The organism is Dysgonomonas termitidis (assembly GCF_054657735.1).
The window spans coordinates 3,148,011-3,167,031 of record NZ_BAAHYD010000002.1 but is presented as its reverse complement, the minus strand read 5'-3'; the positions used below and the strand labels follow the sequence as shown (position 1 = coordinate 3,167,031).

15 protein-coding genes are annotated in these 19,021 nt (G+C 38.6%); 2 read left to right on the top strand and 13 right to left on the bottom strand.

What is annotated here, in order from left to right; all coding sequences use genetic code 11:
• The 5 genes from ACYQ3L_RS17020 to ACYQ3L_RS17000 form a co-directional block, all read right to left on the bottom strand.
• A complete protein-coding gene (locus ACYQ3L_RS17020) occupies positions 1 to 3,825 on the bottom strand; it encodes an efflux RND transporter permease subunit (protein ID WP_379997885.1) in 3,825 nt (1,274 codons plus the stop codon).
• A 161-nt stretch (positions 3,826 to 3,986) separates the two neighbouring features.
• A complete protein-coding gene (locus tag ACYQ3L_RS17015; protein WP_379997887.1) occupies positions 3,987 to 4,454 on the bottom strand; it encodes an HYC_CC_PP family protein in 468 nt (155 codons plus the stop codon).
• Between the two features lie 593 nt (positions 4,455 to 5,047).
• Positions 5,048 to 6,325, bottom strand: a complete 1,278-nt coding sequence (locus ACYQ3L_RS17010; protein WP_379997889.1) for a TolC family protein — start codon at positions 6,323 to 6,325, stop codon at positions 5,048 to 5,050.
• Positions 6,318 to 9,434 carry an efflux RND transporter permease subunit gene (locus tag ACYQ3L_RS17005; protein ID WP_379997891.1) on the bottom strand — a complete coding sequence of 1,039 codons (3,117 nt, stop codon included), beginning with the start codon at positions 9,432 to 9,434 and terminating at the stop codon, positions 6,318 to 6,320. The genes ACYQ3L_RS17010 and ACYQ3L_RS17005 overlap by 8 nt, the downstream gene beginning before the upstream one ends.
• Positions 9,435 to 9,444: 10 nt before the next feature.
• Complete coding sequence (locus tag ACYQ3L_RS17000; protein WP_379997893.1) at positions 9,445 to 10,497, bottom strand: efflux RND transporter periplasmic adaptor subunit; 1,053 nt, start codon at positions 10,495 to 10,497, stop codon at positions 9,445 to 9,447.
• Between the two features lie 177 nt (positions 10,498 to 10,674).
• Here ACYQ3L_RS17000 and ACYQ3L_RS16995 point away from each other — a divergent pair, with 177 nt between their 5' ends.
• Positions 10,675 to 11,559 (top strand): helix-turn-helix domain-containing protein, encoded by an 885-nt coding sequence (locus ACYQ3L_RS16995; RefSeq protein WP_379997895.1) that lies wholly within the window; start codon positions 10,675 to 10,677, stop codon positions 11,557 to 11,559.
• Between the two features lie 217 nt (positions 11,560 to 11,776).
• On the opposite strand, the gene ACYQ3L_RS16990 is transcribed toward ACYQ3L_RS16995, so the two are convergent.
• The 5 genes from ACYQ3L_RS16990 to ACYQ3L_RS16970 all read right to left on the bottom strand — a co-directional run bounded on the left by ACYQ3L_RS16990 (position 11,777) and on the right by ACYQ3L_RS16970 (position 15,758).
• Positions 11,777 to 12,799, bottom strand: a complete 1,023-nt coding sequence (locus ACYQ3L_RS16990; RefSeq protein WP_379997897.1) for an SDR family NAD(P)-dependent oxidoreductase — start codon at positions 12,797 to 12,799, stop codon at positions 11,777 to 11,779.
• 45 nt (positions 12,800 to 12,844) lie between these two features.
• The gene (locus ACYQ3L_RS16985) at positions 12,845 to 13,657 is read right to left on the bottom strand and encodes a helix-turn-helix domain-containing protein (protein WP_379997899.1); all 813 of its coding nucleotides are present in this window, start codon (positions 13,655 to 13,657) and stop codon (positions 12,845 to 12,847) included.
• An 18-nt stretch (positions 13,658 to 13,675) separates the two neighbouring features.
• Positions 13,676 to 14,170 carry a nuclear transport factor 2 family protein gene (locus ACYQ3L_RS16980; RefSeq protein ID WP_379997901.1) on the bottom strand — a complete coding sequence of 165 codons (495 nt, stop codon included), beginning with the start codon at positions 14,168 to 14,170 and terminating at the stop codon, positions 13,676 to 13,678.
• The gene (locus tag ACYQ3L_RS16975; RefSeq protein WP_379997903.1) at positions 14,170 to 15,057 is read right to left on the bottom strand and encodes an oxidoreductase; all 888 of its coding nucleotides are present in this window, start codon (positions 15,055 to 15,057) and stop codon (positions 14,170 to 14,172) included. Before ACYQ3L_RS16975 ends, ACYQ3L_RS16980 begins: the two co-directional genes overlap by 1 nt.
• Positions 15,058 to 15,425: 368 nt before the next feature.
• A complete protein-coding gene (locus ACYQ3L_RS16970; protein ID WP_379997905.1) occupies positions 15,426 to 15,758 on the bottom strand; it encodes a winged helix-turn-helix transcriptional regulator in 333 nt (110 codons plus the stop codon).
• A gap of 83 nt (positions 15,759 to 15,841) precedes the next feature.
• Here ACYQ3L_RS16970 and ACYQ3L_RS16965 point away from each other — a divergent pair, with 83 nt between their 5' ends.
• Positions 15,842 to 16,663, top strand: a complete 822-nt coding sequence (locus ACYQ3L_RS16965; RefSeq protein WP_379997907.1) for an SDR family oxidoreductase — start codon at positions 15,842 to 15,844, stop codon at positions 16,661 to 16,663.
• Positions 16,664 to 17,331: 668 nt separating this feature from the next.
• Here ACYQ3L_RS16965 and ACYQ3L_RS16960 read toward each other — a convergent pair.
• From ACYQ3L_RS16960 to ACYQ3L_RS16950, 3 genes are all read right to left on the bottom strand, one after another.
• Positions 17,332 to 17,598 carry a hypothetical protein gene (locus ACYQ3L_RS16960; protein ID WP_379997909.1) on the bottom strand — a complete coding sequence of 89 codons (267 nt, stop codon included), beginning with the start codon at positions 17,596 to 17,598 and terminating at the stop codon, positions 17,332 to 17,334.
• A 240-nt stretch (positions 17,599 to 17,838) separates the two neighbouring features.
• Positions 17,839 to 18,675, bottom strand: a complete 837-nt coding sequence (locus tag ACYQ3L_RS16955) for a nucleotidyl transferase AbiEii/AbiGii toxin family protein (RefSeq protein ID WP_379997911.1) — start codon at positions 18,673 to 18,675, stop codon at positions 17,839 to 17,841.
• Complete coding sequence (locus ACYQ3L_RS16950; protein WP_379997913.1) at positions 18,672 to 18,977, bottom strand: hypothetical protein; 306 nt, start codon at positions 18,975 to 18,977, stop codon at positions 18,672 to 18,674. The genes ACYQ3L_RS16955 and ACYQ3L_RS16950 overlap by 4 nt, the downstream gene beginning before the upstream one ends.
• Between the last annotated feature and the right edge of the window lie 44 nt (positions 18,978 to 19,021).

Sequence of the window (19,021 nt, the reverse complement as noted above, 5' to 3'; positions counted from 1 at the left end):
TTATTCTTTAATACTTCCGTGTTTTCTGATAGCCCATTCTCTCCACCAGCACTGAAATACAGGAACTACGAACATTGTCATGGACTGGATAAGCATACCTCCAAATGTCGGTATAGCCATCGGAATCATTATATCCGCCCCTTTTCCTGTAGAAGTAAGTACAGGCAGTAAGGCTATCAATGCTGTCGCCGTAGTCATGGCTGCCGGGCGTACCCTTCTCAATCCGGCACTTACTACTGCTTCCCTGATTTCATCTTTGGTATGGGGATTTTTTTTCAGAAAAGTATCGTGTATATAAGTTCCCATCAGTACGCCATCGTTGGTAGCGATACCAAAAAGGGCTATAAATCCGACCCATACAGCTATACTTAAGTTAATAGGGTGCATCTGGAACATATCCCTCAGATTATTTCCTCCTATCGAGAAATTCATGAACCAGGGCTCTCCATAGAACCACAGCAGGATAAACCCTCCGGCAAAAGCTACAATGACACCCGAGAAATGAATCAGTGAGGCGGTGACAGTTTTAAACTGGAAATAAAGGATGAGCAAAATAGCCAGTAAGCTTAACGGTATCACTATAAGCAAACGGTTGGCGGCACGCTCTTGCTGTTCGTAATTTCCGGCAAACTTGTAGGAAACACCTTTGGGTAGCTGGATTTCTCCCGAAGCGATTTTCTCGTTCAATATCTTATCGGCTTCTTTTACGACCTCCACTTCTGCTTTACCAGAAACTTTATCAAAAATAACGTATCCCAGCAGGAAGGTATTTTCGCTTTGTATCATTTGCGCGCCTTTGGTATATTCTATATCCGCAACTTCGCCAAGTGGTATCTGCGCACCTGTGGCTGTAGGTATAATAAGCCGGGACAGCTCTTCGGGATTTTCTCTCAACTCGCGGGGATACCGCAACCTGACAGGGAAACGCTCGCGTCCTTCCACGGTCGTCGTCAACGGCATACCTCCCACTGCTGCACTGATTACCTCTTGCAGGTCTGCTACCGTAATGCCGTACCGCGCCATATTCTGGCGGTTCAGTTTGATTTCGATATATGGAGCACCCACTGCACGGTCGTAGAATACGGTAGAAGGAAGTATCGACGGTATATCTTTCAAGGCCGTTTCCAAAGCTTTCCCACCTTTCTCGATAGATTCGAGGTCAGGTCCTGATACCTTTATACCCATCGGGGCACGCATCCCGGTCGATAGCATAACCAAACGGGCTTCTATCGGTTGCAATTTAGGCGATGAAGTAAGCCCCGGCATATGGGAAACGTTCACAATTTCCTGCCAGATATCATCCGTTTTCTTTATCTGAGGACGCCATTGACGGAAATAATCCCCATTTTTATCAATGACAAGGCTATCCGCAGGAATAAGCCTGAATCCGTCTTCAGGGTTGTAAGTAGAGCCGTTGATAAGCAAAAATTCGCCTTTACCATTTACTTTGAATCGCTGGCGATGCCCGTTTTCATCCAGTATATATTCGGGACGATAATTTATGGTATTTTCGAACATCTGGGCAGGTGCGGGGTCAAGAGCTGAATTGACACGTCCCCATTTACCGACAGTGATTTCGACTTCCGGAATATTGGATATACGTTTATCGAGCGTTTCTATATAACTGAGATTTTGCTCTATACCGGTATGAGGCATACTTGTAGGCATCAATAGGAAAGAGCCTTCATTCAGACTCGGCATAAATTCTTCACCGATACCCGGAAACTTATCAGCGGATGCTTGCCAAAAGCCGGTTTGCCTGAATGTTTTCCATCCTATCGCCTCAAATCCATTGGCTACAAAGCCGAATGTTTTCTCAAATCCTACCCAGATAATCATGCCGAAGAATACAGTGATGACTGGTATCAGCATAAATTTCCAACGATGGGCAAGGCACCAGCGCAAGATTCGCTCATAATAAATGACTAAGACCCATAGCATACCTAATATGACGGCAATAGCCAGAACAACAAATATGAAGTTGACCGGAATACCTTCCTGCGTACCCACAGGCAGCCATTCTATAGTCAGGTAATAGACTGCGATGAGGATAGCTATGCCGACATTGAGGTAAGTCGGTGTTTTTTTGTTTTTCCATTTATATGAAAAAAGATTGTTCAGTCCGAACAGGCATAATCCCAGCACAGGAACAATCCCCGTCAATATAAACAGAACGATTCCGCTGGCTATAAGCGTGATATTGCAAACTTTGCGGATAAGTTTGGAACTTATCTTTAATGAAAAGACATAGTAGGCTAATGTGGGCAACATGGCTACTCCAAGCAAGAAAGCCGATAATAAGGCAAATGTTTTGGTGTAAGCCAATGGTTTAAACAGCTTACCTTCCTGAGCTTCCATCGCAAATACAGGAAGGAAACTGATGATGGTGGTAAGCATAGCTGTTGATAATGCACCTGAAACTTCACTCACACTTTTATATATCAGGTCTATAAAGGCTTTACCCTTCGTTATGCCTTTATTTGACTCTTCTTCCATATGCCGGATAATATTCTCGACAAAGACGACACCGACATCCACCATTACCCCGATAGCTATCGCAATACCTGACAGGGCAACAATATTGGCCTCGATACCCAGATAACGCATAATAATAAACGTCATCAGTACGGCTATGGGCAATATACTCGATATGACGACCGATGCCCTCAGATTGAAGACAAGTACAATGACCACTATAATACAGATAAGGACTTCGTGTGATAAAGCTGTTTCGAGTGTGCCGATTGTTTCCTGTATCAGCCCCGACCTGTCATAGAAAGGGACAATTGTGACCTTGGAAACAGTACCGTCTGCCAATGTTTTTTGAGGAAGACCGGCCTCCATCTCTTTTATCTTATCTTTCACATTCTGTATTACCTGCATCGGATTCGATCCGTAACGGGCAACGACAACTCCCCCTACAGCTTCTATACCTTCTTTATCCAGCCCTCCTCTACGGGTAGCAGGTCCGAGATTGACGAATGCAACATCTTTTATCTTGACCGGTACACCGTTGCGGACAGTAATTACCGCTTCTTCCAGATCCGAAACTTTTTTAATGTATCCCAATCCCCGTACCAAATACTCCGCCTTATTGATTTCAACGGTTTCAGCTCCTATATCGAGATTACTTTTTTGTATGGCATTCATCACATCCATTATAGACACATTGTAGGCACGCATCGAATTAGGGTTTATTTCCACCTGATATTCTTTGATATATCCTCCGATGGAAGCTACTTCGGAAACCCCTTCGGCCGATGAAATTGAATACTTGGCATAAAAATCCTGTACCGTCCTCAGTTCATCGGGGTCCCAGCCTCCGGTCGGTTCTCTTGTTTCAGGATTACGGCCTTCGAGTGTATACCAGAATATCTGACCTAAAGCAGTTGCGTCGGGGCCTAAACCCGGCTGAACGCCTTCGGGGAGTGTACCGGCCGGCAGAGAGTTCAGTTTTTCGAGGATACGGGAACGACTCCAATAGAATTCCACATTATCATCGAATATAATATAGATGAAAGACATCCCGAACATGGAAGTACTGCGAATGGTCTTTACCCCCGGCATTCCTAACAGGGATGTCGTCAAAGGATAAGTTATCTGGTCCTGAATATCTTTGGGAGAACGTCCCATCCATTCGGTTGCCACTATCTGCTGGTTTTCTCCTATATCGGGGATGGCATCCACCGGAACCGGGTCGCGCGGTAATAATCCCCCATGCCAGTTAAACGGCGCAGTCGATAGTCCCCAAACAACCAGAATAACCAGTAATAACATTGTTATCAACCTGTTATTCAGGAAATACTTAATGATTTTGTTTAGCATAGTCTGATATATTTGATATTTTGTTAATTCATTTAATGTCGATATCTCAAACATAAATGTATAAGCTAAATAGATATAACTTTAACAAAACAACAATGGAAGCTGTTTTGTCAAAGACAAAATACGTTGGCTGATAACAGTTATGTTACCAGGCTTAAATATCAAATACGATAGGTACAAATATAGGCGAGCAAGTCAATATTCAACTTGTCCAGCCCTCCGGGTGGAAAAATATGTTGAACTATTACAGAACTGTCAGATTCGAGATAGTTGACGGCTGAATATAATACAAACCAGACATTGAAAAAGGATGGCAGTATATTATTCAGGCTGGATTGTTGGATTTGATGGTTGAAATCATCTGTCGACAATTTTACCTGCTTAAAAGTACAACAATTGTCATGTTCTTCGGTAAATGCTGAATGTGGTTTATGATGGGAATGAGATTTGCTCCCGCAATCCTCTGTCGGCATATTCTCCATTTTTTCACAGCAGAAATGATTTTGCTGATTGGCCTTAGTCAGATTGACGGAAAATAAATCGCCCGCACAAAAATGCATTGCCAGTACAGGATGAGCCCCTACTACAAGTATTATAAGTGAAAGGAATATGGATATAAACCGTCTCATTGACTAAATTAACTTAGAATCAAATTTCTAATACACAAAAGTATATATATATTTCAGATATTAGATTAAAAAATATATAAAAAGTGATGACGTGGTCTCAATTAGCGATATATAGCTTTAAAGCTATGTATAAATACCTTTATTCGAGTTCTTCTATCAATAACACAATATACAGCAAAATTTTAGTTTCACTGTATATTGTTGCCGCAAAAGGACTATCCGAAAGTAATAGATTTACTCTTCTGGCTTAATGCTACTAAAATATTAATTAATACAAGTTACTATTATTCCTTAGAAAATACGATTTTAATCTCAAATAAATTAGACTACTTTTTGAAAATCCACGTACTCCTGATGAAATTGATTTCGTTAAAGAAGGGTCGAAAAATATACTGAATAGTCCCGTACTTTATAATATAACTTCTACACACCTCAAAACTACTATTAATAGCTATACTAAGCAATTAGAAAAAATAATAATGGTAGTTATGTCCAGCAATTCTATACTCATCAAAATTCAGGCATAGAAGATATTTTATCAGAATCATAGATATTAATACGATACTCCGGCCTGATTATCTATATGAAAAGAGCTATCTTCCTGTTACCTGTAAATATTCGAACCTTTTTTGTTCGTATGCTGAATATGTTTCTACATACCTGTCCCGGCTTTGTTGTAATAAGAACTGGGCATCCAAAACATCAGTAAGAGTAACTGTACCTGCCTTATAATAATCGTTGTTGAGGCGCAGATTTTCAGATGATTGCCCGATAGCCTCTTTCGCCAACAGTATTTGTTTGTATGCATTGTCCAAATCATTCCTGACCTTCTGCATCTGTAATAAAAGCTGTTCTTCCATATCCAATTTATCATTATAGGCTATTTGTTCTTTTATCTTCTGCTGCTTGATTACGTGCGAGCCGCCCCACCATCCCGATAGGGGAATGCTCACGGATACAAATACAGCACCGTTTCCGGTCCATCCATCCAGAAAATTTTCTTTATAATAGGTAGCACCAACAGCCACTGTAGGCAGATAATCAGCTCGTTTTATCTTTGTCTGCAATTTGGATGCTTCTATGTTCTTGTCCAAAAGTTTGCTTTCCATTCTATTGGGTAAGGCATCTTTATGATTGACATAATAGACAGCAGGAGATTCTACTTCCTCGATATTCGGTGCAGTGATTTCAAAAGTCTCCGATGTAGTCAATTCTAGTCCAATCTGTTGGCACATAGACATTTTTACAAGCCTGATGTTATTATCCAGATTGATGCGGTTACTGGCTATCTCATTCTTTTTAAGTTTTACTTTCAACACATCATTATTCGTGATAAGTCCGGCTTTGTATGACAGTTCCACGTCTTTCAACAAGACATCCAACTGAGAATCTATAATATCCAATGTTTTTTCTTTTTCAGACAGGGAAACCAGTTGCCAATATAAATTCTCAGTATTTAAGAGAATATCATTCTCCGATAGCCTGGACTGATATTGGCTAACCTGAATGCCCAGGTCGGCCAGTTTATTTCCATATACGATTTTTCCACCGACAAATACGGGCTGACTAACACTGATTGTTGCTGTCATCCCATCCTTTAAGAAACCGATAGGAGCTCCCCCCATATTAAGTGCGACCAATGGGTCTTTTGCTTTAAATCCGAACCCGGAAGCACTGACAGAAGGGAAATAGTTTGTAAAAGCATCTTTTTTCGCTTCTTTGGCAGCATTAATTTCCAGTTGGCTATTTTTAATCTTTTTATTATTCTCAACAGCCATTTGTTTACAGTCGTTGAGGCTATATTTTGTTTGTGCAGGTAAGTGTACTATTACAGAACATATTACCAGTATCATAAAATATTTTTTATTCATAATTATTCAGTTTTTGTTTCTTGGGTTTGTCATCTTCATGCCTGTATATGAGCCAATAGGCCAAAGGCAATAGGGTAAGGATAAATATCATGGAAAAAATCGTTCCGAAACTGATAACAGTCCCCATCGGGCACCACAATGGGCTTCTGCTGATAATCATAGGTATGACGCCCATAGATGCAGCAGCAGAAGTCAGGAATATCGGACGCATCCTTCGTTTACCGGCTTCGATTGAAGCTTCTAATACCGTCTTCCCCTGTTTATAGCGTAATTCTTCGGTATAATCGAACATGATAATGCCATTGCGGACAATAATGCCAATCAAACTTACAATACCCAGTATTGCGGTTACACTAAAGTCTATTCCCATTACTTTGATACCTATGGCCGCACCAAAAATACTCAGTGAGGTAGAAGCCAGAACCAGAGTTGCAAGACTTACTTTTTTAAAGTGAAATATCAAGATAAAGAAGATAATAACAATCGAGACGGAAAGCGCTTTGACCATCTTAGGCATTGTTTCCTCATCGGATTCCTTTACGCCACCATAAGATATTGAAACGCCTTTAGGTAATGACTTTCCTGCAACAGAGCTGACTATATTCTCCACTTTCGATTGAACTTCACTCACTTTTTCGCCTCTTTTCAAATCGACAAAGATTGATAGCGTGCGGACTCCGTTGCGCCGGTTAATCTGCCCCTCTGTCCAATCCGCTGAAACACTGGCTATCTGCCGTAAAGGCACACTTGGGGATAACAAACCTGAAACATATTCGTTGGAAATATCTTCTGCTGTTGGGTCCTTCTGTTCCCATTTTGATTTTAATACCACTGGCAGCGAATAGTCATTTTCCCAGATAGTCGTTATTGGTGCTCCTCCGAAACGGGAAGCCAGGCCAATACCTAATATGGCTTCATTGACTCCCAACCTGTTTGATTCGACAGGGTCTACTGATATTTTAATACCCGGTAAAGGCTCTTCAAAATTTGTATATATCCTCAGAGGTTCGTCTAACGTTTTTAATTCAGTCATCAATGTGTCCGCAAATCTCTTGAGTCCGGCGGTATTATTTCCCGATAAACGAATATCAATGTCCGCATCCACTGCCTGATAGTCTAATTGCTTAAATTTCACAAAAGCATTAGGATAGTGGTATGCATATTTTGTAGAATATTTATCCAATAATAATTCAGTGTCTTCATTCGATGCCGTATTGACAATGAATTGTGCGAAGTTAGTCCCTCCCATTTTGGGAGCGTAAGCCGTTTGAAAGCGGGGGGAGCCGGTCCCATAGAAAGATGTGACAGAAGCTACTGTTTCTTCAGCTTTTAATACTTTTTCCATGTCTTGTGCAACAGCTTCGGTTTGCTCCAGAGAACTTCCTTGCGGTAAATAAATTTCTACTGCAAATTGATTCCGTTCAGCAATAGGCATTAGTTTCTGGGGAAGATGGGCAAACATATAAATACCCGCTATAATAGAAGCAACACCAATGGATATGGATATCTTCGGATATTGGAAAACTTTTTCCAACAACCCGTTATATGCACTTTGCAATATGTCGAGGAAAGATTTTTTCTTTGCTTTATCTTCTGAACCGGATTGCTCATGTAGGCCTTTGCGTATGAAAAAATATTGCAGGAACGGGATAAACAGAACGGCCACGGCTAATGATATCCCCAAAGTAATAAGTACTGTCCAAGGGAAAAGTTGCACAAAATCGAGGAATTGTCCTGTCAGCATAATTAAGAATGGAAAAAACGTCAGGCTGATAGCTAATGTCGCAGAAATGATAGCTTTAGTATACTCTTTTGCACTTTCGATGGATGCCTGCCGGCGGGGAATGCCGTGGTCTAATTTTTCGAGATAGCTATCCACAATTACAATCGAGTTGTCGACAATCATACCCAATACGACAATCAGGGCCGCCAGCGTTACGGTATTAAGCTCAATCCCAAAACTAAGCATCAACCCCAGGGATATAAATATAGTGATGGGAATAGAAGAGGCTGCTACCCCGGCAACCCGTAGGGGCAATAGAGCCACGGTTACTAATATAACTGCAACTATGGCCATCAGTAATTCTTTCAGGAAGGTATCGATAGAATGCCCGACCACTTGTGACTGGTCAGCTATACGGTAGATATGGATATCATCAGGGATGTCATTCTGAAATTGCCGGAGAACAGCATCTATGTCTTTCCCATACTGAATGACATTATAGCCTTCCCGCATTTCAGTGGATAGGATAAGGCATTTCTGACCATTGTTTGTAGTATAGCTTGTTGGTTTAGGGTATTCCCTTACCACCTTTGCTATATTTTTTAAGCGAATATGATTCCCTTGTACATCGGAATAGATAATTTGCTCTTCGAGATTCTTTTCTGACTGATATGGCCTTTCTATATGTATCGGTATTACCATATCCGGATTATCTACTCTTCCGGCAGTTGTAATAAAACCTTTTGTCATCAGTGTCTGATACAGGCTTAATATATTAATGCCATATGCTGCCAGCTTGTCTTTCTCTATATAAATGCTTATCTGTTCATTTTGAACGCCATAACGGCGCAGGTTCGACACAGACTCAATTGTACGCAAACGGTCTTCCAAATTTTCGAGATAAGTTTCTAATTGGCGATAAGTCTTTGTTTCAGATTCCAATGAGATTAGCAAAGCTGATGTATCACCAAAATCATCATTAGCGATAAGTGCCAAAACACCGGAGGGTAGTCGTGCTTTGAAGGTAGTCAGACCATGTTTTATTTTCGACCATACTTCATCTTTGTTGTTTACCTCATCGTTAAGCTCCACATATACATAAACTATCCCGTCTCTGGAATGTGAATATGTCTTTGATTTCTTTACTTCTTTGTATGTAAACAGAAAATTTTCGAGAGGCTTGGCTAATTGTTCTTCTATTTCAGCAGAAGTTGCACCCGGATATACGCCAACTACAACTCCCTGACGAATGGTGAAGACAGGAAACTCCTGTTTAGGCATTACATTTAGTGCGTAAACCCCGAATAAAACCAATACAACTACAATAAGCAATACAATCTTATTGTATCTCATCGCCCAGCCGATAATACCTGATTCTTGTTTCATCTTTTATTTCTTATTTAGCTGTTTCCACTGTTATTCCCGGGCTGATATTCTGGTAGCCTTCGATGATGAGGTTATCCCCTTCCTGAAGCCCTTTTTCTATTACAATACCGTTTCCTATAAGTTTACCTTGTGTTATTTCCCGGTATACGGCTTTGTTTTGTTTATCTTTAATCCAGACAAAACGTTTGCCGGAATAGTCAACCTGAATTGAGTTGAGTGGAATTATAATATTTTGTCCGTTAGCTGTGGCCGCAGGATTGCTTAAATAAACCTTACAGACCATGCCGGGCATAATTTGCAAATCAGGATTATTGATTCGTACTTTTATATCATATGTATGTGAAACAAGGTCGGCAGAAATCCCTTTTTCGGCAATCTTACCATCAATGGACGCATCGTTTAATGCAGATATTTTCACACGGCCGGTTTCACCTGTTTTGATTGAAGATATTTCATTTTCGGGTATCGCTATTTTTATCATCACCGGGTTTATTGTTACCAAATTGAAAATTGGTGTTCCCGGCATGACATTAGCACCCGGTTCCTGATAACGACGGCTTATTACACCCGAAAATGGAGCATACAGATTGCAGTCCTGTAAATTTTTATGAGCAATACGTTCACTGGCCTGTGCTTGCTGCAATACCGTCTTTGCCTCAATATACTTAATTTCAGGAAGACTGTTGCTGTTATATAATATCGTCTGCCTGTCGTATGCATCTTGTGCCTGAGTGAGGCTTGCTTTAGCTGCAGTGTACATGCTTTCAATAGAGCTTGTGTTCAATTTTGCCAATAGTTGCCCCTTCCGGACACTTTGCCCTTCTCTGGCATAGATTTGTTCGATATTACCATTAACCTGAAAACTGATATCGACGGCATTCTCCCCCTCTACCGTACCAATATACTCTTGCTGGTAAATATCATCGCTGTATTTTATTTCCTGTATCCTGACCGGAATAACCTTTGGGTAAGGATTTTCGTCTTTTTTAGAAGAACAGGATATCGATCCTGTTATAAGGAGTCCATATATGCATTTTCTCAAAATCAAATTTAGTTTATTCATAATTTATTTATAAGAATGATTATCATTACTCTTTTCGATTTGCAAAGATCTCGTTATAATATGGTTTGTCTCAATCCAATACTACTGTAAAAATGTTCAAAATTTCGTATTTTGGATATAAATCATCAATTTATTCAGATTTTTGTTATTCATTTGTAAAATCTAAGCAACAAGATTATGAATAGAGGGAATTATCCAAAAATATCTTTAGAGGACATAGAAGGACAATCACTGACATTAGGAATAAAGAATTTTATCATATCCGAGAATAAAGTAAATATCCATGATTATCCGTTTGATTTTCGATATCCGCACATTGTTGAAGGTATTGCCTTCGCTATTTGTGCAAAAGGGACAGGCCGGATAAAAATTAATTTGAAAGAATTCCAGATAGAAGCAAATGCTATCATAACTATCCTGCCCAATTATATTGTAGAGATTTTGGAACAGAGCGATGACCTGCTTATTGAATTTTTATTCTTTTCCTTTGACTTTGTATCTGACCTTAAATTAATTACAGAAACCGAACTTTTTGAAAATATAGAAGAAAAGGCCTATCTGAAGATAAACGAGGATGAAGCCAATAACTTACTGGAGTTCCATGCATTTATCGTAAAGCAGTATAAGAAAACAAATCATTTATACAGGGAGAAAATAGCAAAAAATTTATTATATACACTTATCTATGAGGTTCTGCAATTATATTACGATAAAAAGATAGGAAATGATGATGAGACTTTAACCCGTAAAGAGAAGCATTTACATCACTTCATCAAGTTATTATTTAAGCACCATATACAGGAACGCAGTATTGCTTTCTATGCCGGCAAGATGTTCATCACTCCAAAATACCTGTCTCAGGTTATTTATGAAACAAGTGGTAAAAATATCCAGCAATGGATTGATGAAATGGTTATTATGGCAGCAAAGGCTTTTCTGAAAAGTTCGAATATGACGGTATCCCAGATTTCCGAAGAGATGAATTTTCCGAATCCATCGTTTTTTGGAAGTTATTTTAAAAAACGCACAGGAATGCCCCCCTTACAATACAGAAAGAGTTAGGGCATTGTAGTAAAGATACTTCGGCTGTATACTTTTCCACTAAAATACATTAGTAGTCTGATTCAATTAGTCAATAATAGATGATGATCAACTTTCTTAAGAAGTTCTTCTTTATTTTATATCTGCTATTTTTCTGAAAACATGACGAATTTTTTTGGATTTAAATAAAATTTAAAATGCGTAGTTTCGTGAAGAACTACGCATTAGTTATTGATAATCAGATTTCGAATTTTACTCCGGTAAGCTCTTCACTTGTTGACCATAGTTTCTTAGCTGTATCTTTTTCCAGGGCATAAGGCATAACGCCTTCAATTCGTGTTACTCCGTGCATTCTTTTGCGTGGGTCATCATCTTGCAAATCTAATTCAGCTACTTCTGTATTTTCGCAATATACACCACCGATATTGTTGAGTAACGGACTCGTCGCTGTAAAAATTGTAGTAGAAGCTCCTTGTTGAATAGTTTTCAATCCTTTTGATGCGTCACGAATGATGTTTCCTTCTTTGTCCATGACACCTGTTGACAGTAACTGTTCTGATGTCATATGTCGCTTCAAATCGGTTTCTACAATCGCTCCCGGATGCAGAGAAAAAGAACGTACGCCAAAATTTTTACCTCTGATGTCTAATTCTAAAGAGAAAAGGACATTTGCAGTTTTGGACTGTCCATAACCCAATAATGTTTCATACTCGCGGTTTAGAAAATTCGGATCTTCAAAATTGAAACGTGAATAGTGATGTCCCCAGGATGATACATTTATAACTCTTGCCCCATTAGCTTTTACCAACGCACTCCAAAGCCTTGATGTTAACTGGAAGTGCCCCAAATGGTTTGTGGAAAGCTGGCTTTCATAGCCTCGTTCATCACGGACTAACGGAACCCACATAATACCTGCATTATTGATAAGCAAATGTAATGGCCTGCCTGAAGCCAAAATTTTTTCAGCAAACAGGTCGATAGAAGCAGGGTTCATTAAATCCATCGTTTCCAACTCTATATTTGGAATCCCCTCTAAACTTTTCTTCGCTTTTTCTATATCTCTTGCAGGAACGATAACCGTTGCCCCTGCCGATGACAATGTTTTTGTTGTTTCTAAACCAATACCTGCATATCCACCTGTTACAATTGCAATTTTACCGGTAAGGTCAATTCCTTTGATTACTTCTTTTGAAGTTGATGTTGCATTAAAACCTGAACCAATTGGTTTCTGTAATGCTCCCTGATAATTGTTTTGTTCCATATCTTAATAAATAATTTGTTATGACAAAGACAAGTTATTACGAGTTTATTTATTTTGCTTCACAACAGATGAAGGAGGATATCCAAACTGCTTTTTGAAAGCATAAGAGAAGTGCGACAGGTTTTCAAATCCCAAATCTAAATATACGTCTGACGATGTTTTACCGGTTTCACTAATCAGGTAGTGTGCTTCTTGCAACCGTTTTTGCTGCAACCAATTTCGCGGCGATGTGCCGAATGTTTTTTGGAAATCACGTTTGAATGTAGCTAAACTTCTACCGGTCAAATAGGCAAACTTATCGAGACGGACATTGAAATGATAATTCTTATTCATAAAATCCTCTAAATCTATTTTATATGGCTTGCTGAAATCAAATAAGACATCTTTAAAATTGATATCATACTTCAGCATTAGTATCAGAGCCTCTTTTTGCTTCAACCGGATAAGCCTGATATCGCTGTCATCCCATATTTCTTTATATTCCAATAACGACTGCATAAATGAAATCAGAGATTTGTCGTCTTGAAAAGTAACATATGCGGTTGACTTTTGTTTTATCCCGGATTTGTAGTTGTATTCCCTACTGAAATCAAGAAGTAATTCTTCATCAAAAGAAATTGTCAATGATTTGAATTCTCCGTTTACAGGCGGATATTTTACAAACTTCAATAAGTGATTTTTCCGTACAGAATATAAATCTCCTTTTTCAAACTTTTGTTTTCTCTGTCCATCATCAAGGTCCATTACACCTGAAATAACCATACCCAAACTGTGTATAGAGGTAAAATGTTCGCCTTCCCTAAAATCGGAACTGTGGCAGGAGAAATTTATCAGTTTTGCTATGTTGCTTTCATTCATTGTCTGTTATATTGTAAATTAATGTAATAATTCCCTGTTGTCTGTCCAATCTACATATAGGTTTCGTTCCGCAAACAGCCAATGTCCGTTTTGTTTTACAAACTTGTCATGGTAACGAATACTCATAATCAATAATGATTTTTCAGCAATTTTTATGTGGTGGGCTAAACAATAGCTTTCGCCTGTGGCAGAATCACCATTTATTTCAACGTAGCTTTGTCCGTTGAAATGGGTTGTTATATCATATTGATTTAAACCTTGAAAAGCCTCTGCTAATTCTTTACGTCCGCGTAAAGTTTGCACAGCTTGTTTTTCTTTTCCATTAAACACGTTTACAACCGCGTTTTCCGTAAACAGTTCCGCTTGTTTTTGCGCTTCCCGATTGTCTGCGCAATGAGCGTAAGCATTTATTAAGTCCTGGATTTGTATTCTGTCTTCCATGACCGCATTTGGTTTACACGAATATATTAATGGTAATATTGCTATTACCACTAAAAATACTGTTTTTTTCATTATGAATGCTTATTCATTTTGAGAATATTTTGTCTGTTTTCTTCGGAAGCGTAAGGATTTTCTACACCGTCAAAATCAGTTGATATGCTTACCGGTTTCCATTTTTCAAATTCGGCTTTTCTGTCGGCATCAACGGCTTCTAAAATCGTAACAGCGTCTGAACCCAAAACCAAATGTACAGGCGGATTGGGATGTTCTGATAAATTGAGAATCACTTTTGCCATTTTGTCCGGCTCACTTAAAGCTTCGGCTGTTGCAAGGTAATTTTTGAAGGGTTTTAAAACCTCTGAGTAATCTTCAATTTCTTTCGTGAACGACATGGATTCGCCTGCCCAATCGGTGCGGATTCCACCCGGTTCAATGGACGTAACTTGAATGCCCAATTGTGCTACTTCTTTACTCAACACTTCCGTAAAACCTGCAACTCCCCATTTTGCCGTTTGATATATTGAGAGCCCAGCCGTTCCCACTCTGCCTCCTATGGAACTTATATTAAAGATATAGCCTGAACGTTGTTTTCGCATGTATGGTAATACGGCCCTTGAAATTTCAATCGGTGCATACAAATTTACTTCTAACTGGCTTTGTACCTGTTCGTCTGTATATTCCTCAATAGCTCCTGTAATGCCAAATCCCGCATTATTGACCAGTACGTCTATTCGTCCGAAATGTTTTATAGTCTGTTTTACTGTCGAATGAATTTGTTCTTTGTTCGTTACATCCAACTGTAGAGTCAGAATCTGATCCGGATATTTGCTTGCCAAATCATTTAACTGTTTCGGATTCCTTGCAGTTGCTGCAACTTTGTCCCCATTTGCTAAAACTGCTTCTGTGATACTTTTGCCCAACCCTCTTGAGCTTCCTGTGATAAACCAAACTTTTGTCATTGTGATGAATTTTAAAATTTTGTTAGTGCAAAGGTATCGTGAGACACAAGATATAAGTTTGCTGTATGGTTCAAAGTTTTGTTTGTTGTATGGCTCACTTAAATTTCGTCTCGAATACGATATATAAGCCAGTGTTCTTTCTATAATCCGCCTTTTTGGTAAAGCCTTGAATTTAAGGCGTAGATTTATTGAGAATTGAGGATAATAAAATAAAAGAAGTCCAGTTGTTTTCAGAAAAGGTAGGAGATGCCTTTTAGAACAGCGTTGTAAATAAGTAGCATATGAAGAAGTGACTGATGAATTAGCCATCGCCTACTTCTTTCTATTATATGTTTTCCGTTTAGAGGGGTTTAAAAATACAATTGGATTTACATCCCGGTGATTACTTTCCGGTGTGCTCTTCCCCAAATGACCATCTCACGGATAATGTTGCCAAATGAACGGCAATATTCTGTTGGCTCATACTGTACCAGAACAGGAGTATCCGGATAAACGATCCTTTTTACCAACTTGTTCATTTCCATATCTTTTAATTCCTTTGACAACATCCTTGTTGTAATTCCGGGAATACTTCGTTCTATTTCGCGAAATCTTCTGTTGCCGTTGCAAATCGAGTTGATAATAGGGATTCTCCACTTGCCGCCAATAAAATACAAAGTATCTCGCAATGCCCGTAATTCTTCTTCCTGATTTCTTTCCATTTCAATATATTTTGGTATACTCTGTTATACTGGTTACAAATATATATCAATTTTAAAGTACTTTTGTGTAAAACAAATTAAAAATGAAGAAAACAGTCTTAATAACAGGCACAAGTACTGGTTTAGGCAGACTCACTGCCAAATATTTTGCGGAAAAAGGATGGAATGTCGCTGCGACAATGCGATCACCTGAAAAAGAAACAGAACTTAATGAAATTTCAAATATCAAAGTCATCAAACTTGATATAACAGAGCAGGAAACAATCGTTGAAGCCTTAAAGGAAATCGTTGATGTGTTCGGTAAGATCGATGTCGTTGTAAATAATGCAGGGATTGGTATGTATGGAGCCTTGGAGCTAATGGAAGACGCAGATATTGACAGACAATATGAGGTCAATGTTAAAGGTGTAATCAATGTAATACGAAACACCTTGCCATATTTCAGGGAACAAAAATCAGGAAAGTTCATCAATATCAGCTCGGTCATGGGAAGAAGTACCGCTTTACCTTTAGGTTCTCTTTACAATATGTCCAAATTTGCGCTGGAGGGTCTTACGGAAGGTCTTTTCTTCGAATTAAAGCCATTGAATATTGATTTGCACTTGGTCGAACCCGGAGGGTTTGAATCTAATTTCGGCGAAAACGTTAAATTTAGCACCAGTAAGGTTATCGGAGATTATGATATCATAACCGCACGGGTTTCAGAACAACTCAAAGCCGCTCAAAGACCGGGAGCAACCAGCAATCCAATAGCTATTGTTAAAGTCATTTATGATTTGGCAACCAATAAAAGGACTGCTTTCAGAACTGTGGTTGGTAAAGAAGCAAAAACAGTGTTGTTATTAAGAAAATTATTACCTATAAAAACATTTCTGAATATGCTTGGTAAACGGTTTGTAAGGTAGCATATTCTATTAAATTTACTACTTTAATTTTTATTACCTATTATTCCTGAAAAATATTCTTTCCAAAAAGCCCAACTGCTTTCAAGGCATGTAATTCCGGCATTCAAAGCATCGAAAGTATTTAAAATATAAGTAAAATCTTTTGCCCGACCTTGTAAAAGTAGATAGAAATTCTTTTTTAATTAGTTTATATATTCTATGTTTACACGCTATTCTCTTTTAATTTATCAGAGGGAAGAGGAAGATATCAGTCGCTCATGAAGCTCTCAAATTCTGGATTTATTTAATACAAATCCCTCTCTCTAGCAACTCGAGACTCAATAAGTATAATTATCAAAAGGAAATAAATAGAAGGTAATTCATCCGTTTCTTTTTAATCATAGTGTTAACCTTTATTTAGAAAATCAGATATGGGATGTTTTTCCTCGGATCGTTTTTGCGGACGTGTTTTTGTCTAATCATTGAGTTCTTTTAAAGATAACAGTTATTATTATTTCTATAATAACTCTTAATCCATACTTTTGCAGAAATTTATCAAACTACGGCAAAAAGAATAAGAGATTTGAATTTGACGAGAAAGTCAGGAAAGTACCGGATATCGAAGGGGCTTATTTCGTGGTTGTTGCATACCAACCCGTGAGGGTATTCATTTTACTATATTCTATTTATCAGGATAGTTTGTTAGAGAAAGAGAAAATACTTTTTATTTTGTACTGCTCATAAAATGATACCAATTCAGATAAATATTTCTTGGAAGGTATTAACAAGTCGAGAATAGTTTTATATACCTGAATCATATCTTCATGCAGGCTCTCCATATTATGAAGTACTATTCTGATTTTATCGCAACTTGTATTTGCTTCGAACACCCGCCGGGTAGAAGGTGCTCTAATCTCTTCTAATTGTTGGGCTATATTAACATTTGTGCTATCCATATATTAAGATGATAATTACCAAAATTAACAAAATAGCTGTAAGTGGACAATTTTTCAAGAGTTTATTTCAACGGTGCTAAATCCTCTCGGTCTTCAAATAGAATTCTAAATCTTGAATGAATACGCGATCAACTTCTCTCAGCAATATATCATCCTTCTTATAGGTGTGTTTAATATAGGCTTTGTGAGATTACAAAATTTGCTATAATCAAACAAAAGGGCGATTACTTGTATTGCATATTACTCAAACCGAATCATATCCACCAATTGCGTGAAATAGTCATTCGACCAAATATCCATTTCCGAAGGATTTTTGATGAATGGACGGACATCATTCTTGACCATTTCAATATTGATTTTGGCAATTTTATCTTTTAATAGTTGCGTGAATGAATCTCGCGTCAGTTCATCTTCCTTTAGCGAACCCAATTGATAAGTTCGTTGGCAAAGGTGATTGAAATCCAAAGCTACATTGTTTCGCACATACCATTCAAAATCGTACCAGTCGCGCCCCTTTACCCTGTTTTTCCATGCACGGAATAACAATGCGTGCATTTTCCCCGCATACAAATCCGGTAACACATAGCAACGGGTCATAAATGAGAACGGCAGCAACAGAAGTTTATGTTCGGTAGTAAAACCCGATGGCGGATTTATATCCACTTCTATTTTGATTTTCACGCTCTTTTCTGTCCTAAATTGTAGGTTGTAAACAGCTGTGTCGTCTTTCAGGAAAGCGGATTCCACATTGGTCTGATTCTTTTTTTCTTTCTTGGTGATAACCACGTCGCGGCCAAGAGCCTTAAATTCGGCGACAATATAGTCGAAATAATTTTCCAAATGGAATTCCTTATCGGATTGCAGCAACGAGAAGCCCATATTTTCCGAAAAGCGTTGCATTCTATAAAAGATACGAAGACACGTACCACCATAGAAAGCAGCCTTATTAAAGAATCCGCCGCGATAAAGTCCCGCTAAGGCCGTTTGCTGCATAACTTCGTGCAACGCATTGGTATAGTCGTCATTTGTCTTTACTTCGTAGCGCGACAACATTTGGTCGAATATACTATTATTCATCGTTCCAATAATTTTAAAAGTTGTGTCAATTCAATATTCTTCTTTCTCGTGGCGATACATTGCCGAATAATATCCGTATCAAATGATTCGATAGCGGAAAGGTCTATCCGCAAATCTTCCTCAATATATTCCCGCATCGCTTTAACCGATTGCAGGCGTAAGTTTCGTGTGGTGACAATCATGTCACACATTGCCTTTTCGGGCGTAGCAAACATATAAGCATATTGATCATTTACAATTTTCTGACGGATACCGATTTGGAAGTAATCTTCGGGAACGGTTACATATCGACCGAACAGCATACACCTTTTCTGGAATCATCCCATAGGAAGACAATGCCGTTTCG